This is a genomic window from Mesorhizobium sp. B3-2-1 (assembly GCF_006439515.1).
GTDB lineage: Bacteria > Pseudomonadota > Alphaproteobacteria > Rhizobiales > Rhizobiaceae > Mesorhizobium.
In genome coordinates this window covers 109,808-128,697 of record NZ_VFTI01000019.1, presented here as the reverse complement: position 1 = coordinate 128,697, position 18,890 = coordinate 109,808, and the positions used below count along the sequence as shown (strand labels likewise).

17 protein-coding genes are annotated in these 18,890 nt (G+C 63.2%); 15 read left to right on the top strand and 2 right to left on the bottom strand.

Annotated features, from left to right (window positions below; all coding sequences use genetic code 11):
- The 3 genes from FJW08_RS20285 to FJW08_RS20275 form a co-directional block, all read left to right on the top strand.
- On the top strand, nucleotides 1-331 hold a 331-nt coding region (locus FJW08_RS20285), incomplete at its 5' end, for a fatty acid desaturase (protein ID WP_181182980.1).
- 28 nt (nucleotides 332-359) lie between these two features.
- Entirely contained in the window at nucleotides 360-671 is a 312-nt protein-coding gene (locus FJW08_RS20280) for a MocE family 2Fe-2S type ferredoxin (protein WP_140759152.1), read from the top strand.
- 51 nt (nucleotides 672-722) lie between these two features.
- A complete protein-coding gene (locus FJW08_RS20275) occupies nucleotides 723-1,523 on the top strand; it encodes a 3-methyl-2-oxobutanoate hydroxymethyltransferase (protein ID WP_140812016.1) in 801 nt (266 codons plus the stop codon).
- Here the strand turns inward: FJW08_RS20275 and hutH are convergent.
- The gene (hutH, locus tag FJW08_RS20270; RefSeq protein WP_140812015.1) at nucleotides 1,488-3,005 is read right to left on the bottom strand and encodes a histidine ammonia-lyase; all 1,518 of its coding nucleotides are present in this window, start codon (nucleotides 3,003-3,005) and stop codon (nucleotides 1,488-1,490) included. The genes FJW08_RS20275 and hutH overlap by 36 nt on opposite strands.
- On the bottom strand, nucleotides 3,002-4,003 hold the full coding sequence (locus tag FJW08_RS20265) for an ornithine cyclodeaminase family protein (protein ID WP_140812014.1): 1,002 nt from the start codon (nucleotides 4,001-4,003) through the stop codon (nucleotides 3,002-3,004). The genes hutH and FJW08_RS20265 overlap by 4 nt, the downstream gene beginning before the upstream one ends.
- 115 nt (nucleotides 4,004-4,118) lie before the next feature.
- Between FJW08_RS20265 and FJW08_RS20260 the strand changes: the two genes are divergently transcribed.
- The 12 genes from FJW08_RS20260 (at nucleotide 4,119) to FJW08_RS20205 (ending at nucleotide 18,802) form a co-directional block, all read left to right on the top strand.
- Nucleotides 4,119-5,546, top strand: a complete 1,428-nt coding sequence (locus tag FJW08_RS20260; protein ID WP_140812013.1) for a DHA2 family efflux MFS transporter permease subunit — start codon at nucleotides 4,119-4,121, stop codon at nucleotides 5,544-5,546.
- 278 nt (nucleotides 5,547-5,824) lie between these two features.
- On the top strand, nucleotides 5,825-6,811 hold the full coding sequence (locus tag FJW08_RS20255; protein WP_140812012.1) for an ABC transporter permease: 987 nt from the start codon (nucleotides 5,825-5,827) through the stop codon (nucleotides 6,809-6,811).
- Nucleotides 6,812-6,898: 87 nt separating this feature from the next.
- Nucleotides 6,899-7,924: a sugar ABC transporter substrate-binding protein gene (locus FJW08_RS20250; protein WP_140812011.1), complete on the top strand. Its 1,026-nt coding sequence runs from the start codon at nucleotides 6,899-6,901 to the stop codon at nucleotides 7,922-7,924.
- A 240-nt stretch (nucleotides 7,925-8,164) separates the two neighbouring features.
- Nucleotides 8,165-10,288 (top strand): SMP-30/gluconolactonase/LRE family protein, encoded by a 2,124-nt coding sequence (locus tag FJW08_RS20245; RefSeq protein ID WP_140812010.1) that lies wholly within the window; start codon nucleotides 8,165-8,167, stop codon nucleotides 10,286-10,288.
- Nucleotides 10,285-11,340, top strand: a complete 1,056-nt coding sequence (locus FJW08_RS20240) for an SMP-30/gluconolactonase/LRE family protein (protein WP_140812009.1) — start codon at nucleotides 10,285-10,287, stop codon at nucleotides 11,338-11,340. Before FJW08_RS20245 ends, FJW08_RS20240 begins: the two co-directional genes overlap by 4 nt.
- Complete coding sequence (locus tag FJW08_RS20235) at nucleotides 11,340-12,836, top strand: sugar ABC transporter ATP-binding protein (protein ID WP_140759134.1); 1,497 nt, start codon at nucleotides 11,340-11,342, stop codon at nucleotides 12,834-12,836. Before FJW08_RS20240 ends, FJW08_RS20235 begins: the two co-directional genes overlap by 1 nt.
- 385 nt (nucleotides 12,837-13,221) lie before the next feature.
- Nucleotides 13,222-13,632, top strand: coding sequence for a carboxymuconolactone decarboxylase family protein (locus FJW08_RS20230; protein ID WP_140812008.1), 411 nt, complete (start codon nucleotides 13,222-13,224; stop codon nucleotides 13,630-13,632).
- A gap of 144 nt (nucleotides 13,633-13,776) precedes the next feature.
- Nucleotides 13,777-14,613 carry a metallophosphoesterase gene (locus tag FJW08_RS20225; protein ID WP_140812007.1) on the top strand — a complete coding sequence of 279 codons (837 nt, stop codon included), beginning with the start codon at nucleotides 13,777-13,779 and terminating at the stop codon, nucleotides 14,611-14,613.
- The gene (locus FJW08_RS20220) at nucleotides 14,610-15,767 is read left to right on the top strand and encodes an ABC transporter ATP-binding protein (protein ID WP_140812006.1); all 1,158 of its coding nucleotides are present in this window, start codon (nucleotides 14,610-14,612) and stop codon (nucleotides 15,765-15,767) included. The genes FJW08_RS20225 and FJW08_RS20220 overlap by 4 nt, the downstream gene beginning before the upstream one ends.
- Complete coding sequence (locus FJW08_RS20215; RefSeq protein WP_140812005.1) at nucleotides 15,760-16,683, top strand: sugar ABC transporter permease; 924 nt, start codon at nucleotides 15,760-15,762, stop codon at nucleotides 16,681-16,683. The genes FJW08_RS20220 and FJW08_RS20215 overlap by 8 nt, the downstream gene beginning before the upstream one ends.
- Complete coding sequence (locus tag FJW08_RS20210; protein WP_140759125.1) at nucleotides 16,680-17,510, top strand: carbohydrate ABC transporter permease; 831 nt, start codon at nucleotides 16,680-16,682, stop codon at nucleotides 17,508-17,510. Before FJW08_RS20215 ends, FJW08_RS20210 begins: the two co-directional genes overlap by 4 nt.
- A gap of 26 nt (nucleotides 17,511-17,536) precedes the next feature.
- Complete coding sequence (locus tag FJW08_RS20205) at nucleotides 17,537-18,802, top strand: ABC transporter substrate-binding protein (RefSeq protein WP_140812004.1); 1,266 nt, start codon at nucleotides 17,537-17,539, stop codon at nucleotides 18,800-18,802.
- Nucleotides 18,803-18,890: the final 88 nt, after the last annotated feature.

Here is an 18,890-nt window from a genome sequence, read left to right as displayed (position 1 = left end):
GGCCGACAATGTCGGCGACCACCGGCTCAACACCCGCACGGTCCACATGAACCCGATCAGCCGGTTCATCTACTGGAACATGAACTACCATGTGGAGCACCACATGTTCCCGATGGTGCCGTATCATGCACTGCCGAGACTGCATGAACTGATCAAGCATGATCTGCCCGAGCCGAACCCGTCGATTTGGCATGCCTACCGCGAGGTCTGGCCGGTTCTGCTCAGGCAGCTGAAATATGAGGATTACTACCTCAAGCGCGAATTGCCGCCGACGGCCAGGCCCTATCGCGGCGAGTTCCACGAGGTCGATATGTCGGCGGCGGCCGAATAGCGATCGCGAACGGTTGCAGGAGATTGAGATGGCGGATTGGGTAGAGGCGTGCGCGGTGGACGATGTCGAGGAAGAGGATGTCATCCGCTTCGACCATGATGGGCGGACCTTCGCGATCTATCGCTCCCCGGACGACGAATTCTTCGCCACCGATGGTTTTTGCACGCATGAAAAGGCGCATCTGGCCGATGGGCTGGTGATGGACGACATCATCGAATGCCCCAAGCACAATGGCCGCTTCAACTACAAGACTGGCCAGGCCAAGGGCGCACCGGTCTGTGTCAACCTCGCGACCTATCCGGTGAAGGTCGAGGCCGGTAAGGTGATGATCCAGATCTGAAGCGGATCAACCGATCGGCATCGCGATGGTAACCAACAGAGGGACGTTTTAATGAGCCGAAAGAGACCGACCGTCGCCGATTTGCGCGCCATGAAGGGCAAGCGGCAGCTGACCATGCTGCGCGTGCTGACACTGGACGAGGCGGAAGCCGCCGAACGGGCAGGGGTCGACATTGTCTCGGTGCCTCCCGAACTGGTGCTCAACCCGCAATACCGCGACGCGGCACCCAGCCTGTTCACCATGCCGGGCGACAATTTCTTCGAAATCGGCACCGCGGATGATTTCGTCCGCTGGGCCTTCCGGCTCTATAAGGCAAGCGCCGACGCGGTCTATTGCAGCGCGGGCTACGCAACCATCAAGCGGATGGCGGACGATGCCATTCCCGTCATCGGCCATGTCGGCCTCATTCCTTCCCGCGCGACCTGGACCGGCGGTTTCAAGGCGGTCGGCAAGTCCGCCGACACGGCGATGCAGGTCTTCGAGGCGGTGCAGCAACTGGAGGCGGCCGGCGCCATCGGTGCCGAGATCGAGGTCGTCCCGGTCGAGGTCGCCAAGGCGATCTCGGAGCGCACCTCGCTGATCATGCTGTCGATGGGCGCGGGCACGGGCTGCGATGCGCAATATCTGTTCGCCGACGACATCCTTGGCCAGAACAGGGGCCACATGCCCCGCCACTCCAAGGTCTATCGCAACTTCGCCGCCGAGTATGACCGGCTGCAGGCGGAGCGGGTGGCGGCGTTCTCCGAATATGTCGCCGACGTCAACAGCGGCGCCTATCCCGAGGACAGGCACATCGTGCACATGGACCCCGCCGAGCTACGCCTGTTCCTTGACAAGGTCGGCCGGAGATAAGGCCGGCTGCCACGCATTGCCGGCAAGTGCGGCGTGGAGTGCTTCCGCATCGACGCCGAGCGGCCGGTCATCCTTCAGCGTCAGAACGAGCGCGCGTATCGCCATGTGGACAGCCGATGTGCGTGGGGCCAGCGTCAACCCTTCACGCAGATCGATTGCCTGCGCCGCTGCCATCAGTTCGAAAGCGATCAGCCGGCGCCACAGTGCGATCATATCAGCGCATTTCGATATCGCCAGCGGCGTCTGCGTGGCGTGGTCCTCGACGCCTTCCGAAACCGGGAGAAAATCGAGCATCACCGGATTGGCCTTATGGCGGATGGCGGCCAGGATCGACGTCACCGTCTTTTGTAGCGGCACGAAACCGGCCGATGCGCCTCCGACTGGCGACAGATATTTCGGCAAGCCGTTGCGGCCCGAGCCGGTGAGCTGGATGAAGCGGGCGGCACTTGCAGCGGCGCATTGCGCGATTGCGAGGCCTAGTGTCTCGAAGGCAAGCGCCAGCGCCGCCGTGTGGAAATTACCGGTCGACAGCACCAGCTCGTCGTCGCTCAGAACCAGCGGGTTGTCGGCGGCGGCATTGAGTTCGATCTCGACGGCGCGTCTTGCCTGACCGATCGCCTCGATCAGCGCGCCGTGAATCGAGGGCATGCAGCGGATCGACAGCGAGTCCTGTATGGTGGTGGGCGCCGGCGCTTCGTCGCGGGCGAGAAGATCGTGCAGCGCCTTGGCGGCTTCCTGCTGGCCTGCGGCCGACCTAGCCATGTGCAGGCGGGGATCGAGGACGGTGCGGTTGGCGCCGATCCCTTCCATGGTCAACGCGCCGGCCTGCTGCTGCTGGGCCAGAGCCGACAGCGCGTCGGTGACCACAAGTGCGCCGCCGCCGGCGGATACGGCGGACGCGTTGATCAGCGACAGCCCATCCTTGGGCGCCAGGCCGATGGGGCCGAGGCGGGCCATCATCAGCGCCTTGACTGCCGGCATGCGCCTTCCCTGATACTCGGCTTCGCCTTCGCCGATCAGCAGGCGGGCGATCGCGGTCATCAGCACCAGGTCGCCGGCGCCGATCGAGCCCAGCGACGGCATAACCGGATGGACGCCGGCATTGAGCGTATCGACCAAAGCGACAAAGACTGACGGCGAAAGGCCGGACCCGCCGGCCGACAGCATTGTCAGGCGGGCAAGCATGGTTGCCCGCACGGCCTCGACCGGCAGCGCTTCACCGACCGCGCCGCTGCGGCCTTCCAGCAACCGGCGCTGGAAGGCGCTGGCGTCACCCTCGACCGATGTGCCGAGATTGGCGCCGAGCCCGGTGTTCAGGCCGTAAATCTGTTGGCCGGAGGCAGCGGCCTGGTCGAGCACCTTTCGCGCCTTCTCCAGCCTGCCGATAACATCGGGTCCGATCTCCACCTTGCGCGCTTCGCGGGCGACGGCGGCGACATCGCCGACACTGACGCCGGCCCCGGTGAGGACGAGCGCGCTCATGCGAAGCGCAACCTTTGGCCGATGCTTTGCGCCTGTGCCTTGGCCAGCATCGCCTTGCCCAGAGCGATGTCGGACAATGACAGGCCGCGATGCCAGAACAGGATTGTTTCGTCGTCACTCTGCCGTCCCGGCTTGAGGCCGGCCGCGATCTGGCCGAGTTCGGCATGCAGCGTGTTTTCGCTCAGCCGTCCGGTCTCGACATGCGCACGCAGCGCGCCGAACTTGCCGCCCTTGCACTGGCCCCAATCGTCGACCACCATCTTCTGCATGATGTCGGTCAGCGACAGCTCCACCGCGCTCATCGTGCCATAGGGCACGACCAAGGCGGCCGGCTTGATCCATTCTGTCCTCAGCAGCGGTTGCGGCTCGGGCAGCCGCGACGCTTCGACGACGATGTCGGCACCTTCGACGCAGCTTTGCCAATCGGCCACCGCTTTGACCGGCTTGCCGAGGTCGGCGGAGAGTTTGGCGGCAAAGCCGTCGCGGCTTTCCGGTCGGCGCGAATGGACGCGGATTTCGTCGAAATCGAAGAGATGGTCGAGCAGGCGTACGTTCCAGTAGGCGGTGCCGCGTGCGCCGATATGGGCGAGCACCTTCGAGTTCTTGCGCGCCAGGTGTTTGGCGCCGATGGCGGTGACGGCGCCGGTGCGCATGTCGGTTATGACGGTGGCGTCGAGGATGGCGCGTGGCGTGCCGGTGCGCGGATCGAATAGATTGAGGATAGCGAATTCAGAGGGCAGGCCGTGCAGATAGTTGTCGACATAGTCGCCGACGATCTTCACGCCGGCCGCGTCGAGCGGCGCCACGTAGCCGCGCAAGACATTGAAATGGCCATGGAAGGACGGGTCGGGTTCGAGGTGGACACGCGGCTCGATCACGGTCTGGCCCTTGCCTTGCGCAACGAGCCCGGCCTCGACCGCGCCGATGATTTCACCATCAGTCATGGCAAGGGCTTCGATGTCCAGGGCATTGAGATAGTCGATATAGATGGGCTTCATGAGCACGCTGTTCCTCGGCCACCCCGCTCATCCATAACAGGCCGCGACGCGACACGAAAGTTTGTTGGCTCTTGTCTGGACGCCGTCGGCCAAATGCTGTTCAAAGCGGTCCGTCATGACTGCCGTTTCCGAGACCGAAGCTTCAGCCGACCCAGCCAGGAATTCGCGGCGTGTGGCGCTGATCGTCGCCATCGCCTTCTTCATGCAACTGCTGGACTCGACGATCATCTCGACCTCACTGCCGCAGATGGGGGAATCGTTCGGCGTGCCGGCGGTGGCGATGAGCATCGGCATTACCGTCTACATGCTGACCATGGCGGTGTTCGTGCCGCTGTCGGGCTGGCTCGCCGATCGGTTCGGTGCACGGAACATCTTCCTCGTCGCGATCGCGCTGTTCACGCTGGCGTCGCTCGCCTGCGGTTTTTCGCAGACCCTGACCGAATTCGTCATTGCCCGTGCCGTGCAAGGCCTGGGCAGCGCTTTGATGACGCCGGTCGGCCGCATCCTGGTGCTGCGCAACGCGTCGAAATCCGAATTGCTCAACGCCACGGCGCTGATCACCTGGCCGGCGCTGTTCGCGCCTGTCGTCGGGCCGGTGCTTGGTGGCTTCATCACCACTTACCTCTCCTGGCACTGGAATTTCTTCATCAACATCCCGCTCGGCATTGTCGGGCTGGCGCTGGTCGCCCGCTTCATCCCGGATGACCGTGAAGCCGATCCCAAGCCGCTCGACTGGCCGGGTTTTTTCCTGACGTCGCTGGGGCTCGCCTGCCTGCTCTATGGTCTCGAGCGCATCGCGCATCCGGAGGATGGCGCCTTGCCGACGGTGGGGCTGATCGCGGCGGGGATCGTCGTCGGCTGGGTAGCAGTGCGGCATCTCCGTCGCGCGCCGCATCCGCTGCTCGACCTTTCCTCGTTCAAGGTGCTGACCTTCGCCATCTCGACGCTCGCCGCCGGCACCATCTTCCGGGTGGCGATCAACGCCACGCCGTTCCTGTTGCCGCTTCTGTTCCAGGTCGGCTTCGGGCTCAGCCCCGTGGATGCCGGTATGATGATCCTGGCCTATTTTCTCGGCAATCTCGGCATGAAGACGGTGACGACGCCGACGTTGCGCCGTTTCGGCTTTCGCTCGGTGATGGTCTTCAACGGCATCATCGCGTCCGCATCGATCATGGCTTGCGCGGCGATCTCGCCGCAGACGCCGCAAGCGCTGGTGGTGGCGCTGATGCTGATTGCCGGCCTGACGCGCTCGATGCAGTTCACCGCGCTCAACACGCTGGCCTTCGCCGATATCGCCGCCGGGCAGCGCAGCTCAGCGGCGACCTTGTCCTCGATGCTACAGCAGGTCGCGATGCTGTTCGGCGTCGCGGTGGCGGCGGCGATCCTCAACCTGTCGCAGATCGCGAGAGGCCGGCCGGCGCTCGATCTCGTCGATTTTCGAGCAGCCTTCCTGGTGATCGGCGTCATCGGACTGGTTTCGTCGTTCCGCTTCCTGGTGTTGCCGAAGACCGCCGGCGCCGAGGTCTCGGGCCATATTGCCTGAAACTGAAATCGAATTTTCCCGCCGATCGCAGGGTTAAATTCCGTCTTCGCCTTTCGGCTTGGTGCTGTGTATCCGCAGGCGCGGACAATGACGCAAACAATTGCCAAAAGTGCAGGAGTTTCCGGGCATTGCGCCAGATTCGGCAATCAATGCGTCCACTTTGCGAATCTCGCCGCCAGCCCGCGTTTTGAACGCGGATTCATTTGACGAAGCGGCGCTCGGCCGATTAGCTTTCTCTCCAAGGGGTGGCTGCGCTGCCAGCGGGGTGAATGCAGACAATGAACATGGCTGGCTGGCTGAACTTCAGGAGCCTGAACCAGGAAGGCATCGTCTTTGCCATAGCCGTCGTGCTGTTCGTTGCCGCGGCTATTGGCCTGCCTGGCTTCATCGATCCCAACAATCTCGTCGCCATCGTCCGCTCGGTCTCGGTGCTGGGTATTCTGGCGCTAGGCATGGCGGTCGTCATCATCGGCCGCGGCATTGACCTGTCGGCGGTGGCGATCATGGCCATGTCGGTCGCCTGGTACCTGCAACTGCTCAACACCGGGACCTCGGATGGGCTGGCCTTCGCCTATGTGCTGGCCGGCGTGCTCGCCATCGGACTGCTCAACGGCTTTCTCGTCGCCTATGCCGATGTGCCGGCGATCTTCGTCACGCTGGCGACCGGCTCCTTCGTCTTCGGCTATGTCCGTTCGCAATTGATCACCCAGGACGCGGTGCCGGTGCCGCAGGGCCATTGGGTGGAACTGCTAGGCGGCCTGCGCTTTCTCGACGTTCCGATCGAGGTGTTCGTCTTCGCGGGGCTCGCCTTCCTGTTCTTCCTGTTCCTGCGCTACACCAAATGGGGCCGCTATATCTATTTCGCCGGCGACAATCCGGTCGCGGCGCGCAACATCGGCATTCCGGTGCGGCCAATGCTGGTGCTGCGCTACGTGCTCTCCGCTTTCGTGGCACTGGTCGCCGGCCTGCTGACAGCGGCCAGCCTGCATTCGATCAATACGCGTGTCGTCAATTCGACGCTGCTTTACGACATCGTGCTGGTGGCGGTGATCGGCGGTATCGGGCTGTCGGGCGGACGAGGCGGGGTGCGCAACGTGCTGGTCGGGGCGGCACTGATCGGCATCCTGCTCAATGCCATGACCATCATCGACATTCCGCTGCTCTACCAGAACCTGATCAAGGCGGCGATCCTGCTCGGCGCCATCATCGTCGACGGGATCATCAATCCGCGTGACGAACAGACCGCGCAGCAGGGCGACATTTAGAGCAGATGGGCTAGCCCATCTTGCTCGGGGTACCCGGTGCGATCGGGACGATGCGCCGGCAATGAAAACCGAACCAGAGGATGAGACATGAAACTGATCAGAACACTCATGGCGGCGGCCACGGCGCTTGCCGTCACCGCCTTCGTGGCGCCGACCTTCGCCGCTGACGATCCGGGCCCCGCTGCCTATGCACAAGCGCTGAAAGGCAAGCGCGTCATGCTGGTGCCGCTGGCGATGGGCTTCGACCTGGCGCAGGGCTGGGCGCATTATCTGAAGAAGGAAGTCGAGGCCTGGGGCGGCACGTTCGAGACGCGCGATCCGAACTGGGTTGTCGATGCCGGCGCGCAGGCGATCACCGACGCCATCTCGTCCGACACCAGACCCGATGTGCTGATCATCCATGCGCCGGATCTCAATTCCTATTCCAAGCTGATGAAGAAGGCGCAGGCCGCCGGCACCTATGTGATCCTCGTCGACAACCCGGCCAACTTCCCGGCCGACGCCTTTGTTGGCAGCGACTGGGACCGGCTCGGCCAGCTCGAAGCCGAAGCCGCGATCAAGGGCTGCGGCGAGAACTCGTCCAAGAAGATCGGGCTGGTGCAGGGCGACCAGGCCAACTCTTCCAGCCTCTACCAGTATGCCGGCATCATGAAGGTGCTGGACAAGCATCCCGACTTCAAGGTCGTGGCCAAGCCCGACTCCAACTGGGATGCGACGACCTCGCGCAACGTGACGACGACCATGCTCCAGCAGAACCCGGACATCTGTTCGATCATCGATTTCTGGGATGGTGACGCGACCGGCGCATCGGCCGCGATCCGCGACGCCAAGCTCGACGGCAAGGTGTTTTTGGTCACCACCGGCGGCGGCGAAAAGGCGGCCGATTGCGACAAGCTGCAGGACGGTACTTACGGTGCTGTCGTCATGACGGAACTTGCCCGGCAGTCGGGCGACATGAATGCCATCATCAAATTCCTGCTGCAGAGCGGCCAGCCGGCCGGCACCTCGCACACCTACATCTACACCTTGGAGAAGGCGACGACCAAGGCCGACCTCAAGCCCGACAGTTGCTGGGACCTGAAGGCGCTGCAGGCGGAAGCGACGGCGAAGTAGGCGGGCCTTTTTCGATGCGCTAATGGCGGTCGCTTCTTCCGACGTTGGTGCTGCCCCTCATCCGCCTGCCGGCACCTTCTCCCCGTATAGGGACGGGGAGAAGTGATTAGACGCAACGTTGGCGACCCCCTCTCCCCGTCCTTCACGGGAGAGGGTAAGGGTGAGGGGCAGCGCAAACCTTGAATAATTGCCCTTCGGATGCTGACCACATCTTTCTTTTTCTCTTGCAGCAGTGACCTGATGACTTTTCGCGAACGCCTGCAGTCCTGGCGCTACAATCTCGTGCCCGACCATCTGGTCGGCGAGATCCTGACCAAGCGCTGGACCGACAACGCCATTCCCTTCCTGGCGCTGGTGGCGACGCTCGGTGTGTTCGGCTCGATCATTCCGGGCTTCTTCAAGCTGACCTCGCTACAGGAATCGACCCGGCAGCTTGGCGAGTTCTCGATGGTGGTCACCGGCATGACCGTGGTGATGCTGGGCGGCGGCATCGATCTGTCGGTCGGCTCGATCTTCGCGCTGTCCTGCTTTTCCGCGGTCTATGTCTTCTTCATCCTCGAACAATCGATCTGGCTGGCGCTTGCCGCCTCGCTCGCCACCGGCCTCGTCTTCGGCGCGATCAACGGCTACCTCGTCGGGTACCTGCGGCTGCGCGCCTTTCTCACCACGCTGGTCACCTTCATTTTTGGGCGGGCGCTGTTCGACATCCTCGTCACCACCTATGCCGCCGATGTGCAGCTTTCGACCGCTACGTCCGACGTGCTCGACTTCATCGGCGACAGCACTTTCTGGGGCCTGTCAGTCTCGGTGTGGTTGGCGATCATCCTTGCCATCGTCACCCATATCGCGCTGACGCGCTCGCGGCCGGGGTGGCATGTGCTGGCGGTGGGCGGCTCCAGGCGCTCCGCGCACAATGCCGGCATCCGGGTGCGCCGCACCGTGTTCATGACCTATGTTTTTTCCGGTTTCTGCGCCTCGATCGGCGGCTTTCTCATCGCCTGCCGCTTGAGCGGGGCGGGGCCAGGCACCGGCCTCAATCTCGAGATCATGGCGCTGACGGCGGCGGTGGTCGGCGGCGTCAGCCTCGGCGGCGGGCGCGGCTCGGTGATCAAGGGCCTGATGGGCGCCATCATCGTGCTGACCATGACCAATGGGCTGATCCGGCTTGGCTACGGCACCGGCACCAACCAGATGGTGCTGGGCATCATGCTGGCGGTGGCGGTGACCATCGACATCCGCTGGCTGAAGAACCGCCACAAGGTGCTGAACGAGGTCTATGTCGCGCCGGTCTATCTCAAGATGGGCGAAACACAGTCCGCGGTGCCGGGCTCGGGCACGCCTTACGCACTCGACAACCGGTTGTCGGGGGCGGACCATATCGGACTTGGCGAGCTCGAGGGGCCGGAAGACGTCATCCTCGACCGCGACGACAATCTCTATTGCGGTACCCGCCATGGCGAGATCGTCCGCTTCTTCGCGCCCGATTATGCCAGATCGGAAGTGTTCGCCCATATTGGCGGTTTTCCGCTTGGGCTGGCCTTCGACAAGTCGGGCAATCTGATCAGCTGTGTCGGCGCCATGGGGCTGTATTCGGTTTCGCCGGATCGGGAGGTGAAACGCCTGTCGGCGGAGACGTCGCGCTCCTGGACTTCTATCGTCGACGATGCCCGGCTGCGCGATCCCAATGATTGCGATATCGCGCCGGACGGCCGCATCTATTTTACGGACTCGACCAAGCGCTATGACGCGCATGACTGGGCGCTGGATTCGATCGAGAACCGCGCTACCGGCCGGCTGCTGGTCTACGACCCCAGGGACGGCTCGACAAAGACGCTGCTCGACGGCTACCGCTACACCAATGGTGTCTGCATGGCGCATGACGGCAAGTCGCTGTTCTTCGCCGAAAGCTGGGCCTGCCGTGTGCACCGCTACTGGCTGGAAGGGCCGAAGGCCGGCACCGCCGAATGCGTCATCCGCGACATGCCGGGTTATCCCGACAACATCAACCGGGCGTCGGACGGTAATTACTGGATGGCGTGGCTCGGCATGCGCACGCCGAGTTTCGACCTCTCGCTGCGCCACCCCGACATGCGCAAGCGCATGACGCGCCGGCTGCCGCAGGACGAATGGCTGTTCCCCAACATCAACACCGGCGGCGTGGTGAAATTCAACGAGAAGGGCGGCATCGTCGAGGCAATGGGCGATCTCTCTGGCGGCGCGCATCCGATGGTCACCTCGATGCGCGAACACAAGGGATGTCTGTTCGTCGGCGGCATCCTCAACAACCGCATCGGCCGCTACAAAATTGCCGGCGCCGATCCGAACTGGACCAGCCCCGATTCCTATTGGGGCGCGCAGCCATGATCCTATTTCCGATCCTGGATATGTTTCGCGGCAAGGCGGTGACCATCCCGCCGCTCGACGGTGCCTTCCGTCCCAACACACGGCTCGATGACGCGCCGGCGTTCGCCGAGCTGACCGAGCCGGACAATCTGCTGGTTGCCGATGGCCAGCTGCTGGCCTCCAGCGGCAACACCGTCTACGCGATTGCCGTTGGCGTGGAACCTGTCGTGATCGAGATCTTTCCGTCTCCCATCACGGCGCTGGCGCTGTCGCCTTCAGGCGAACTGACGGTGGGGCTGGAAAGCGGCAAGCTGTTGATCGCGGGCAGGGAGGTGTCCTTGGCGGCGGGGATCCACTGCATCACCGCGCTTGCCTATGCAGAAGACGGTACGCTGTGGCTGGCCAATGGTTCGGCACAGCACCTGCCTTCGCAATGGCCTGCCGACCTGATGAAGAAGGGCGCGTCCGGTTCGCTTTGGAAACGGGACACGGCGGGGGGTGAGTTCCGCAAGATGGCAGGCGACGTCGCCTTTCCCTATGGGCTTCACATTCTTGGCGACGATTTGTTGGTGAGCGAAAGCTGGCGCCATCAACTCGTGCGCTTCGATGGAGCGACCGGCAGCCGCTCGACCGTGCTGACGCATCTGCCAGGCTATCCCGCGCGGCTGTCGCCGGCCGGCGATGGCGGGGCGTGGCTGACCCTGTTCGCTCCACGCAACCGGCTGATCGAATTCGTGCTGCAGGAAACGCACTATCGCCAGGACATGATCGACCAGGTGCCGCCGGCCTACTGGATTGCCCCGGCGCTGGCATCCAACCGCAGTTTCCTCGAGCCGCTGCAATGCGGCGGCATCCGCACGATGGGCATTCACAAGCCGTGGTCGCCCAGCCGTTCCTACGGGCTGGTGGTCCGGCTCGACCGAGACATGCAGCCGCAATTCAGCCTGCACAGCCGCGCCAACGGCACGCGCCACGGCATCTGCAGCGTGGCGGAGAAAGGCGACGAACTGTTCATCGCTTCCAGGGGTGGCGATTGCGTGCTGGCCGTCGACCTCGCCTCGGGAGGTTTCTGATGGAGCCGATCGTTCGCCTCGAGAATGTCACCAAGAATTACCGTGGCGTGCCAGCGGTCAAGAATGTCACCTTCGAGCTACGCAAGGGCGAAATCCATGCGCTTCTTGGCGAGAATGGTGCCGGCAAGTCGACGCTGACCAAGATCATTGCCGGCGTGGTCGACGCCACGTCGGGCAAGATGTTGCACAAGGGCCAGGAGATCGCCTACGCCTCGCCGCATGCCGCGCTCGAGGCCGGCATCGCCATGGTGTTCCAGGAGACCAGCCTGGTGCCGTCGATGACAGTGGCGCAGAACCTCTATCTCGGTACCGAAAAATTCCTCAACCGGTTGCGCGGCACGTATATTTCAGCACAGCAGTTCCTGCAGTCGTTGAATTTTCCGGTCGATCCGAACGCCATGGTGGCGACGCTGGGTGCCGCCAAGCGGCAGATGGTCGAGATCGCGCGCGCCGTCCACCACAATGCCGAGATCATCATCTTCGACGAACCGACAGCGACGCTGACGCCGGAGGAGAAGCGGCATTTCTTCGCGCTGATCCGGCGGCTGAAGGCGAACGGTGTCTCGATCGTCTTCATCAGCCACGCGTTGGAAGAGGCATTGATGATCGCCGACCGCATCACCATCCTGCGCGACGGCGAACTGGTCATCACCGACGACACGTCGGCCTTCGACCGCGACAAGATCGTCGCCGCCATGGTCGGGCGCACGCTGTCGGGACAGATCTACCGCCAGCGCGACGAGGCCAGGCTGCGCATGCCCGGTAAGAAGGTGCTGTCGGTGCAGGATATCTCGATGAGCAATGTCGTGCGCAACAATTCCTTCTCGATCTTCGAGGGCCAGATCACCGGTGTGTTCGGGCTGATCGGCTCCGGCCGCACCGAGACCTTCAAGATCGTGTCGGGTATCTACAAGCGCGATTTTCTGCGCGGTGGGGCGATCGAACTCGACGACAGGCCGGTGCGCTACCTCGTGCCTAGCGAAGCGGTGGCGGACGGCATCGTCTATGTCACCGAGGACCGCAAGAGCGAAGGCATCTTCGAGACGATGGGTATTGCCGAAAACCTGTTCGGCGGGCTGCTGGCGGCGGGCCGCGAACAGGCCTGGGTGATCAACCAGCAGGAGATGCGCCAGCTTTCGGCGGAATGGACCAAGACGCTGAATATCAAGGCGATCAACGACAATGCCCGCGTCGTCGAGCTGTCCGGCGGCAACCAGCAGAAGGTGGTGATCGGCAAGGGGCTGGTGCAGCAGCCGCGTATCGTCATCTTCGACGAACCGACGCGCGGCGTCGATGTCGGCGCCATCGCCGAGATCCACCAGATCATCAACCGGCTGGCCGACGAGGGCCTGGCTGTGGTGGTCATCTCGTCCTATTTGCCGGAGATCATGAACCTGTCGGATCGCATTCTCGTGTGCCGGCAGGGGCGTATCGTCGAGGAGTTTTCGCCGGCGGAGGCGACGGAGGAGAAGATCATGTATGCGGCGGTGCATTAGGGTTGTGTTGGAGGAATACCCGATATGTCTGACAACCCTTGCTGCAGGCTTCGGAGATTAGCCGACACGACGATCACTTCGTCATCCTGGGGCGAAGCAAGGAGCGAAGCGACGCGGCGCAGACCCCAGGATCCATGCCGCGACGTCAGAGCGACACAGCAGTGGAGAATTTTGCACCGTCGCACCCATTGGCCAAGGTCGCGGCATGGAGTCTAGGGTCTCCGCGACGGAGCTTCGCTCCTGCTTCGCCCTAGAATGACGAAGCTTGGGTCCGAGGCGCACCTTTAAAGGTTTCCGAGACACGCCAAAACCGAATCATCCGACGTGAGTGGCCGCCTTTACTCGTTATCCCCAACCCACCCATTCCAAACGAAAGGACCGCACCATGGCCACCACAAGACTCCTGAGCGATGCCGAGGTGGAAAAAATCCCGACGGTGAAGGCGGTGTTCGACGATATCCGCGCGACACGCAAATCGGATTTCGTCAACAATTTCTGGCGCGGGTTGGCCAATGATCCGGCGGCGCTGAAGCGGATCTGGGAGCAGTTGAAGGTGGTAATGGTCGCGGACAGCGCCATCGACCCGCTGACCAAGGAAATGATCTATATCGCGGTGTCGACCGCCAATGGTTGCTCCTACTGCGTCCATTCCCACACGGCCGCCGCCCGGGCAAAGGGCATGACCGACGCGCAACACGGCGAACTGGTGTCGATCATCGGTCTCGCTGGCCAGACCAACCATCTGGTCACTGCCATGCAGATTCCAGTCGATCCGCAATTCGAGGTGAAGAGTTAGGTCTAGGAGCCAGCCGGCCAATCGGCGTGGAAGGAAAATTTGTCCCCAGCCTGTTAAGGAAGTGACATGTAACGGCACTAAGGAGACCCCACGCGAAGTCGCGCCGGTGGTTCTCCGGCAGCCGGCTCTCGCAGTGGAGCCGGCATGAAAATCGTCCAGATCACCGATACCCATTTCAGTCCGACCAAGCCGCATTTCAACGGCAATTGGGAGCCGCTCGCCGCCTGGATCGCGCAAAGCGGCGCCGACCTCGTCATCCACACCGGCGACCTCAGTGTCGACGGCGCCGACAAGGACGCCGATATCAGCTTCTGCATGGAGCTGATGCGGGAAATCTCGGTCCCGATGCTGCTGGTGCCCGGCAATCACGATGTCGGCCATCTGCCCGGCTCGCTGCAGCCAGTCAATGCGGGGCGGCTCGAGCGCTGGCGCCGGTTGGTTGGCCCTGATTATTGGACGGAGGACGCCGGAAACTGGCGATTTATCGGTCTCGACAGCCTGCTGATGGGCTTCGATGATGCTGAGGAAGAGGCCCAGTTCGAATGGCTGCGTGCCGAGCTGGAAAGCCGTGGCGGCCGGCGCGCCGCGCTGTTCGCGCACAAGCCGCTGTTCATCGATGAACCTGGGGAGGGCGATACCGGTTACTGGAGTATCAGCCCGGCACAGAGGCAGCGTCTCTACGATTTGATCGCTGCCCATGATGTGGCGCTGTTTGCGAGCGGCCACCTGCACCGGGCATGGCAAGGCAAATACGAAAACACCGCTCTGGTATGGGGTCCGTCGGCGGCCTTCGTCGTCGGCGACATGGAGCGCGACATGCCGGGCGAGCGGCTGCTCGGCGCGATCGTGCATGAATTCGGCGACACAGTCATCAGCGAGATCGTCGCGATCCCCGGCATGAGCGTCCATGTCCTCGACGACGTGGTCGAGGAGGTTTATCTGCACGAGGCGCACAAGGTTCGCAGGAAGGTCGGGTCATGAGCGCGCTCTCGCTTCGCGATCTGAACAAGTCCTTTGGCGGCAATGCAGTCCTGAACGGCGTCAGCCTCGATGTGGAAGCAGGCGAGTTCATTGCTTTGGTCGGTCCCTCGGGCTGCGGCAAAAGCACCTTGCTGCGCATCCTCGCCGGGCTTGATCATGCCGATAGCGGCGAGATTTTCGTCGGTGGCAAGGACATGTCGGCGGTCGCTGCGGCCGATCGCAACATCGCCATGGTGTTCCAGTCCTACGCGCTCTATCCGCATCTGACCGCCGGCCAGAACATCGCGGTTCCGCTGGCCATGAAGCGGCTGAGCCGGACGCAGCGTCTGCCGCTGGTTGGCTCGGCCCTGCCGGGTCAGAAAGAGATCCACGCCGGGATTTCGCGGGATGTCCGCGAAATGGCGACCGTGCTCAAGATCGACCATCTGCTCGACCGCAAGCCTGGTCAGATGTCGGGCGGGCAGCGGCAGCGCGTGGCCCTGGCGCGCGCCATGGTGCGCCATCCCAGCATCTTCCTGATGGACGAACCGCTCTCCAACCTCGATGCCAATCTGCGCGTCCATGCCCGCGGCGAGATCGTCGAACTGCACCGCCGCGCCGGCGTTCCGACGCTCTATGTGACGCATGACCAGGCCGAAGCGCTTTCGATGGCCGACCGCGTCGCGGTGATGATCGGCGGCAATCTGCTGCAACTCGCCGCGCCCGAGGCGATCTACAACGATCCCGCCCATATCGAGGTCGCCCGTTTCGTCGGCCAGCCGAGGATCAACATCATACCGGCGCTCGCCGAAAACGGTCGAATCAGTTTCGAGGGCATCCGGCTGGCCTTGCTGGAGAAAGTGGCGAACGGCCCGGTCAGCCTCGGTATCCGGCCCGAATTCGTCAAACTGTCTCCCAGCGGGCGAAGCGGCCTTGCCGGGCGGATCGAGCGTCTGGAATTCCTCGGGTCGGAGGTCGTTGCCTATTGCCGGCTCGACGCGACCGGCGACAACGTCATCGCCAAGCTGGTGCCGCACGAGGCGAGGGACCTGATTGCGGGAATGCCGGTGGGTGTCCTTCTGTCACCCGAACAGGCCATGGTCTTCGGGCCGGAGGGAAAGCGGCTGCGCACGGCGAGTGCGGCGCCCGCACGCCAGGAGCCGGCCTATGTCTAGCATCGCGCTGGCGGGCAATGTCCCGAGCGCCGCGGCACTTCACCGACGCAGCGAGGACCGCACCGCCTGGCTGCTGGCGGCTCCGGCGATCGTGCTGTTGCTGCTGTTCGTGCTGCTGCCGGTGGTTGCCGTCATCTTCCTCGGCTTCACAGACTTCGAGCTCGGCTATGGTAAATTCCACCTGGTCGGCTTCGAGAACTACGCGCATCTCCTGACCGACCGCACCTTCCGCAGATCGCTGTGGAACACATCGGTCTATACGGCGATCGTTGCGCCGGTCTCGATCGTGCTCGGCCTCGGCGTTGCCTTGCTGATCGAAGGCGAACCGCGCGCGCGCGGCTTCTTCCGCACCGTCTACTTCCTGCCGGTCGCGTCGCTGATCGTCGCCATGGCGACTGTCTGGCAATATCTTTTCCATCCGACGATCGGACCGCTCAACGCGCTGCTTGCGCTCGCCGGCATTCCCGGCCCGAACTGGCTCGGCGCCTCGAATACCGTGCTCTTCAGCCTGTCGATCATCGGCGTCTGGCAGTCGGTCGGTTTCAACATGGTGCTGTTCCTGGCGGGCCTGACGGCAATCCCGCGCGAGCTCTATGCCGCCGCTCACGTCGACGGCGCGAAATCGGCGCTCGACCGGTTCTTCCTGGTCACCTGGCCGATGCTCGGGCCGACGACGCTGTTCGTCGTCACCATCAGCATCACCAATGCGGTGAAGGTCTTCGAGACTGTGAAGATGCTGACCGACGGCGGGCCTAACAAGGCCTCCGAAGTGCTGCTGTTCACCATCTACCAGGAAGGCTTCGTCTACCTGCGCGTCGGCTATGCCTCGGCGATGACGGTGGTCTTCCTGGCTATCCTCGTCGTGCTGATGCTTCTCCAATACCGCGTGCTCGACCGGAGGGTGCATTACACATGACCAGCATTCCGGCCGGCCGCATCATCCGCTTCGCCCTGCTTTCGCTCGGCGCGCTGATGATCCTTGCGCCCTACATTTTCATGATCTCGACGGCGGGCAAGACGCAGAGCGACATCTTCACCTCGTCGCTGTCGCTCATCCCCGAGCATTTCTACTTTGCCGAGAATTTCGCCAAGGCGCTGAGCAAGGTGCCGATGGCAACGTTGCTGTGGAACGGCGTCCTTGTGTGCGCCCTCATCTTCTTCTTCCAGGTGCTGGTCGCCATTCCTTGCGCCTACGCCATGGCCAAGCTGAAGTTCCGCGCCGCCCGGCTGATGATGGTGCTCGTCATGCTCGGCCTGCTGGTGCCGATCCATGCCACGGCGCTGCCGCTCTATGTCGCCTTCGACAGGATGTCGCTGCTCAACAGCTACACCGCGCTGGTCGCGCCGTTCACCATCTCGGTGTTCGCGATCTTCATGTTCCTGCAGTTCTTCCGCGCCATGCCCGACGACCTCATCCACGCGGCGCGGCTCGACGGCATGTCCGAGCTTGGGATCGTGGCGCGCGTCATCGTTCCCAACGCGTGGCCGGCAGTCACCGCCTTCGCGATCTTCTCGGTTGTCGCGCACTGGAACGATCTCTACTGGCCGCTGATCGCCGTCAGCAAGCAGGCCTACGCCACGCCACCGCTCGGCCTGATGTATTTCCGTGCCGCCGAGGCAGGCGACGACTACGGCGCGCTGATGGCCGCCACTCTGATCATCACCCTTCCACTCGTCGTCGCCTTCCTGTTCGCACAGAAGCGCTTCGTCGAAGGCATCACCATGACCGGTCTCAAAGGCTGACCGGGTCGAACCAGGAGCACCAGCATATGAAGCAACTTCCCAGTATTCTCGCAGCGGCGGCGGTCTCGCTGGCGTTCGCCCTTCCGGCCTATGCCGACACGACGCTGACGGTTCATTATCCGATGCCCGGCTTCTTCAAGAACGTGATGGACACGATCTCGAAGAAGTTCATGGAAGAAAATCCCGATATCAAGATCCAGTTCGCCAGCCCGTCCGCCACCTATGAGGAAGGCATCCAGACGATCCTTCGCCAGGCCGGCACCGACGAAATGCCCGACATCACCTTCATCGGTCTCAACCGTCTGCGCATGCTCAACGAACGCGACGTTGCCGTCGACCTTGGCCCGCTGGTCAAGAAGGAAGGCAACATGGCGGAGCTCGGCTTCTCCGACACGATCCTGAAGCTGGCGCAGGTCAACGGCAAGCAGGTTGGGCTCGCCTTCGCCACCTCGAACCCGATCATGTATTACAATGCCGACCTGGTGAAGGCGGCGGGCGGTGATCCGGACAATCCGCCCAAGACCTGGGACGAGGTGATCGCGCTCGGCGGCAAGATCAAGGCGCTCGGCAATGGCGTCGACGGCATCGACTTCCGCTGGCAGGGCGACGACTGGATGTTTTCGGCGCTGCTGTTCGGCGCCGGCGGGAAGATGCTGAACGAGGATGAGAGCAAGGTCGCCTTCAACGGGCCGGAAGGCGAGAAGGCAATGGAAATCCTGCAGCGGATGGTGAAGGAGGGCGGCATGCCGGTCTTCACCAAGCCGGCTGGCGAGCAGGCTTTCGCGGCCGGCAAGGTCGGCTTCGAATTCCAGAGCACCGGTGCCCTGGTCAACACGATCAAGAATGTCGGTGACAAGTTCACGCTGCGCACGGCCAAGATCCCGCTGATCGATCCGGCCAACGGCCACCTGCCGACCGGCGGCAACGCCGTGGTCATCCTGACCAAGGATGCCGCCAAGCAGGACGCCGCCTGGAAGTTCGCGAAATTCGCCGCCGGTCCTTATGGCGCATCGGTCGTCGTGCCCGGCACGGGCTATGTCCCCAACAACGAGCTCGCGGCGAAATCGCCGGAATATCTCGGCGATTTCTACAAGAAGGCCCCGCTGTTCCAGGCCGGGCTCAGCCAGATGCCGTTGATGGTTCCGTGGTATGCTTTCCCGGGCACCAACGGTGTGAAGGTGACGCAGACCATCGTCGACAACCTGTCGCGGATCGTCGACCAGTCGGCAACGCCGAAGGAAGCGCTCACTGACGCGGCAAGCGACGTCGAAGGCATGCTGCCGACGCAGTAAGGGAAGCACGGCAGGTCTTGCCTTCTCCCCTTGTTGTGGGAGAAGGTGGCCTCGCAAAGCGAGGCCGGATGAGGGGTGTTCCAGGGAA

Bases quoted from the DNA above. Each gene is read 5' to 3' on its own strand.
- FJW08_RS20265 (WP_140812014.1), bottom strand. From the start codon at position 4,003: ATGAAGCCCATCTATATCGACTATCTCAATGCCCTGGACATCGAAGCC.
- FJW08_RS20255 (WP_140812012.1), top strand. From the start codon at position 5,825: ATGAACATGGCTGGCTGGCTGAACTTCAGGAGCCTGAACCAGGAAGGC.
- FJW08_RS20240 (WP_140812009.1), top strand. From the start codon at position 10,285: ATGATCCTATTTCCGATCCTGGATATGTTTCGCGGCAAGGCGGTGACC.
- FJW08_RS20210 (WP_140759125.1), top strand. From the start codon at position 16,680: ATGACCAGCATTCCGGCCGGCCGCATCATCCGCTTCGCCCTGCTTTCG.
- FJW08_RS20205 (WP_140812004.1), top strand. From the start codon at position 17,537: ATGAAGCAACTTCCCAGTATTCTCGCAGCGGCGGCGGTCTCGCTGGCG.
- FJW08_RS20260 (WP_140812013.1), top strand. From the start codon at position 4,119: ATGACTGCCGTTTCCGAGACCGAAGCTTCAGCCGACCCAGCCAGGAAT.
- FJW08_RS20275 (WP_140812016.1), top strand. From the start codon at position 723: ATGAGCCGAAAGAGACCGACCGTCGCCGATTTGCGCGCCATGAAGGGC.
- FJW08_RS20215 (WP_140812005.1), top strand. From the start codon at position 15,760: ATGTCTAGCATCGCGCTGGCGGGCAATGTCCCGAGCGCCGCGGCACTT.
- FJW08_RS20280 (WP_140759152.1), top strand. From the start codon at position 360: ATGGCGGATTGGGTAGAGGCGTGCGCGGTGGACGATGTCGAGGAAGAG.
- FJW08_RS20235 (WP_140759134.1), top strand. From the start codon at position 11,340: ATGGAGCCGATCGTTCGCCTCGAGAATGTCACCAAGAATTACCGTGGC.
- hutH (WP_140812015.1), bottom strand. From the start codon at position 3,005: ATGAGCGCGCTCGTCCTCACCGGGGCCGGCGTCAGTGTCGGCGATGTC.
- FJW08_RS20225 (WP_140812007.1), top strand. From the start codon at position 13,777: ATGAAAATCGTCCAGATCACCGATACCCATTTCAGTCCGACCAAGCCG.
- FJW08_RS20245 (WP_140812010.1), top strand. From the start codon at position 8,165: ATGACTTTTCGCGAACGCCTGCAGTCCTGGCGCTACAATCTCGTGCCC.
- FJW08_RS20250 (WP_140812011.1), top strand. From the start codon at position 6,899: ATGAAACTGATCAGAACACTCATGGCGGCGGCCACGGCGCTTGCCGTC.
- FJW08_RS20230 (WP_140812008.1), top strand. From the start codon at position 13,222: ATGGCCACCACAAGACTCCTGAGCGATGCCGAGGTGGAAAAAATCCCG.
- FJW08_RS20220 (WP_140812006.1), top strand. From the start codon at position 14,610: ATGAGCGCGCTCTCGCTTCGCGATCTGAACAAGTCCTTTGGCGGCAAT.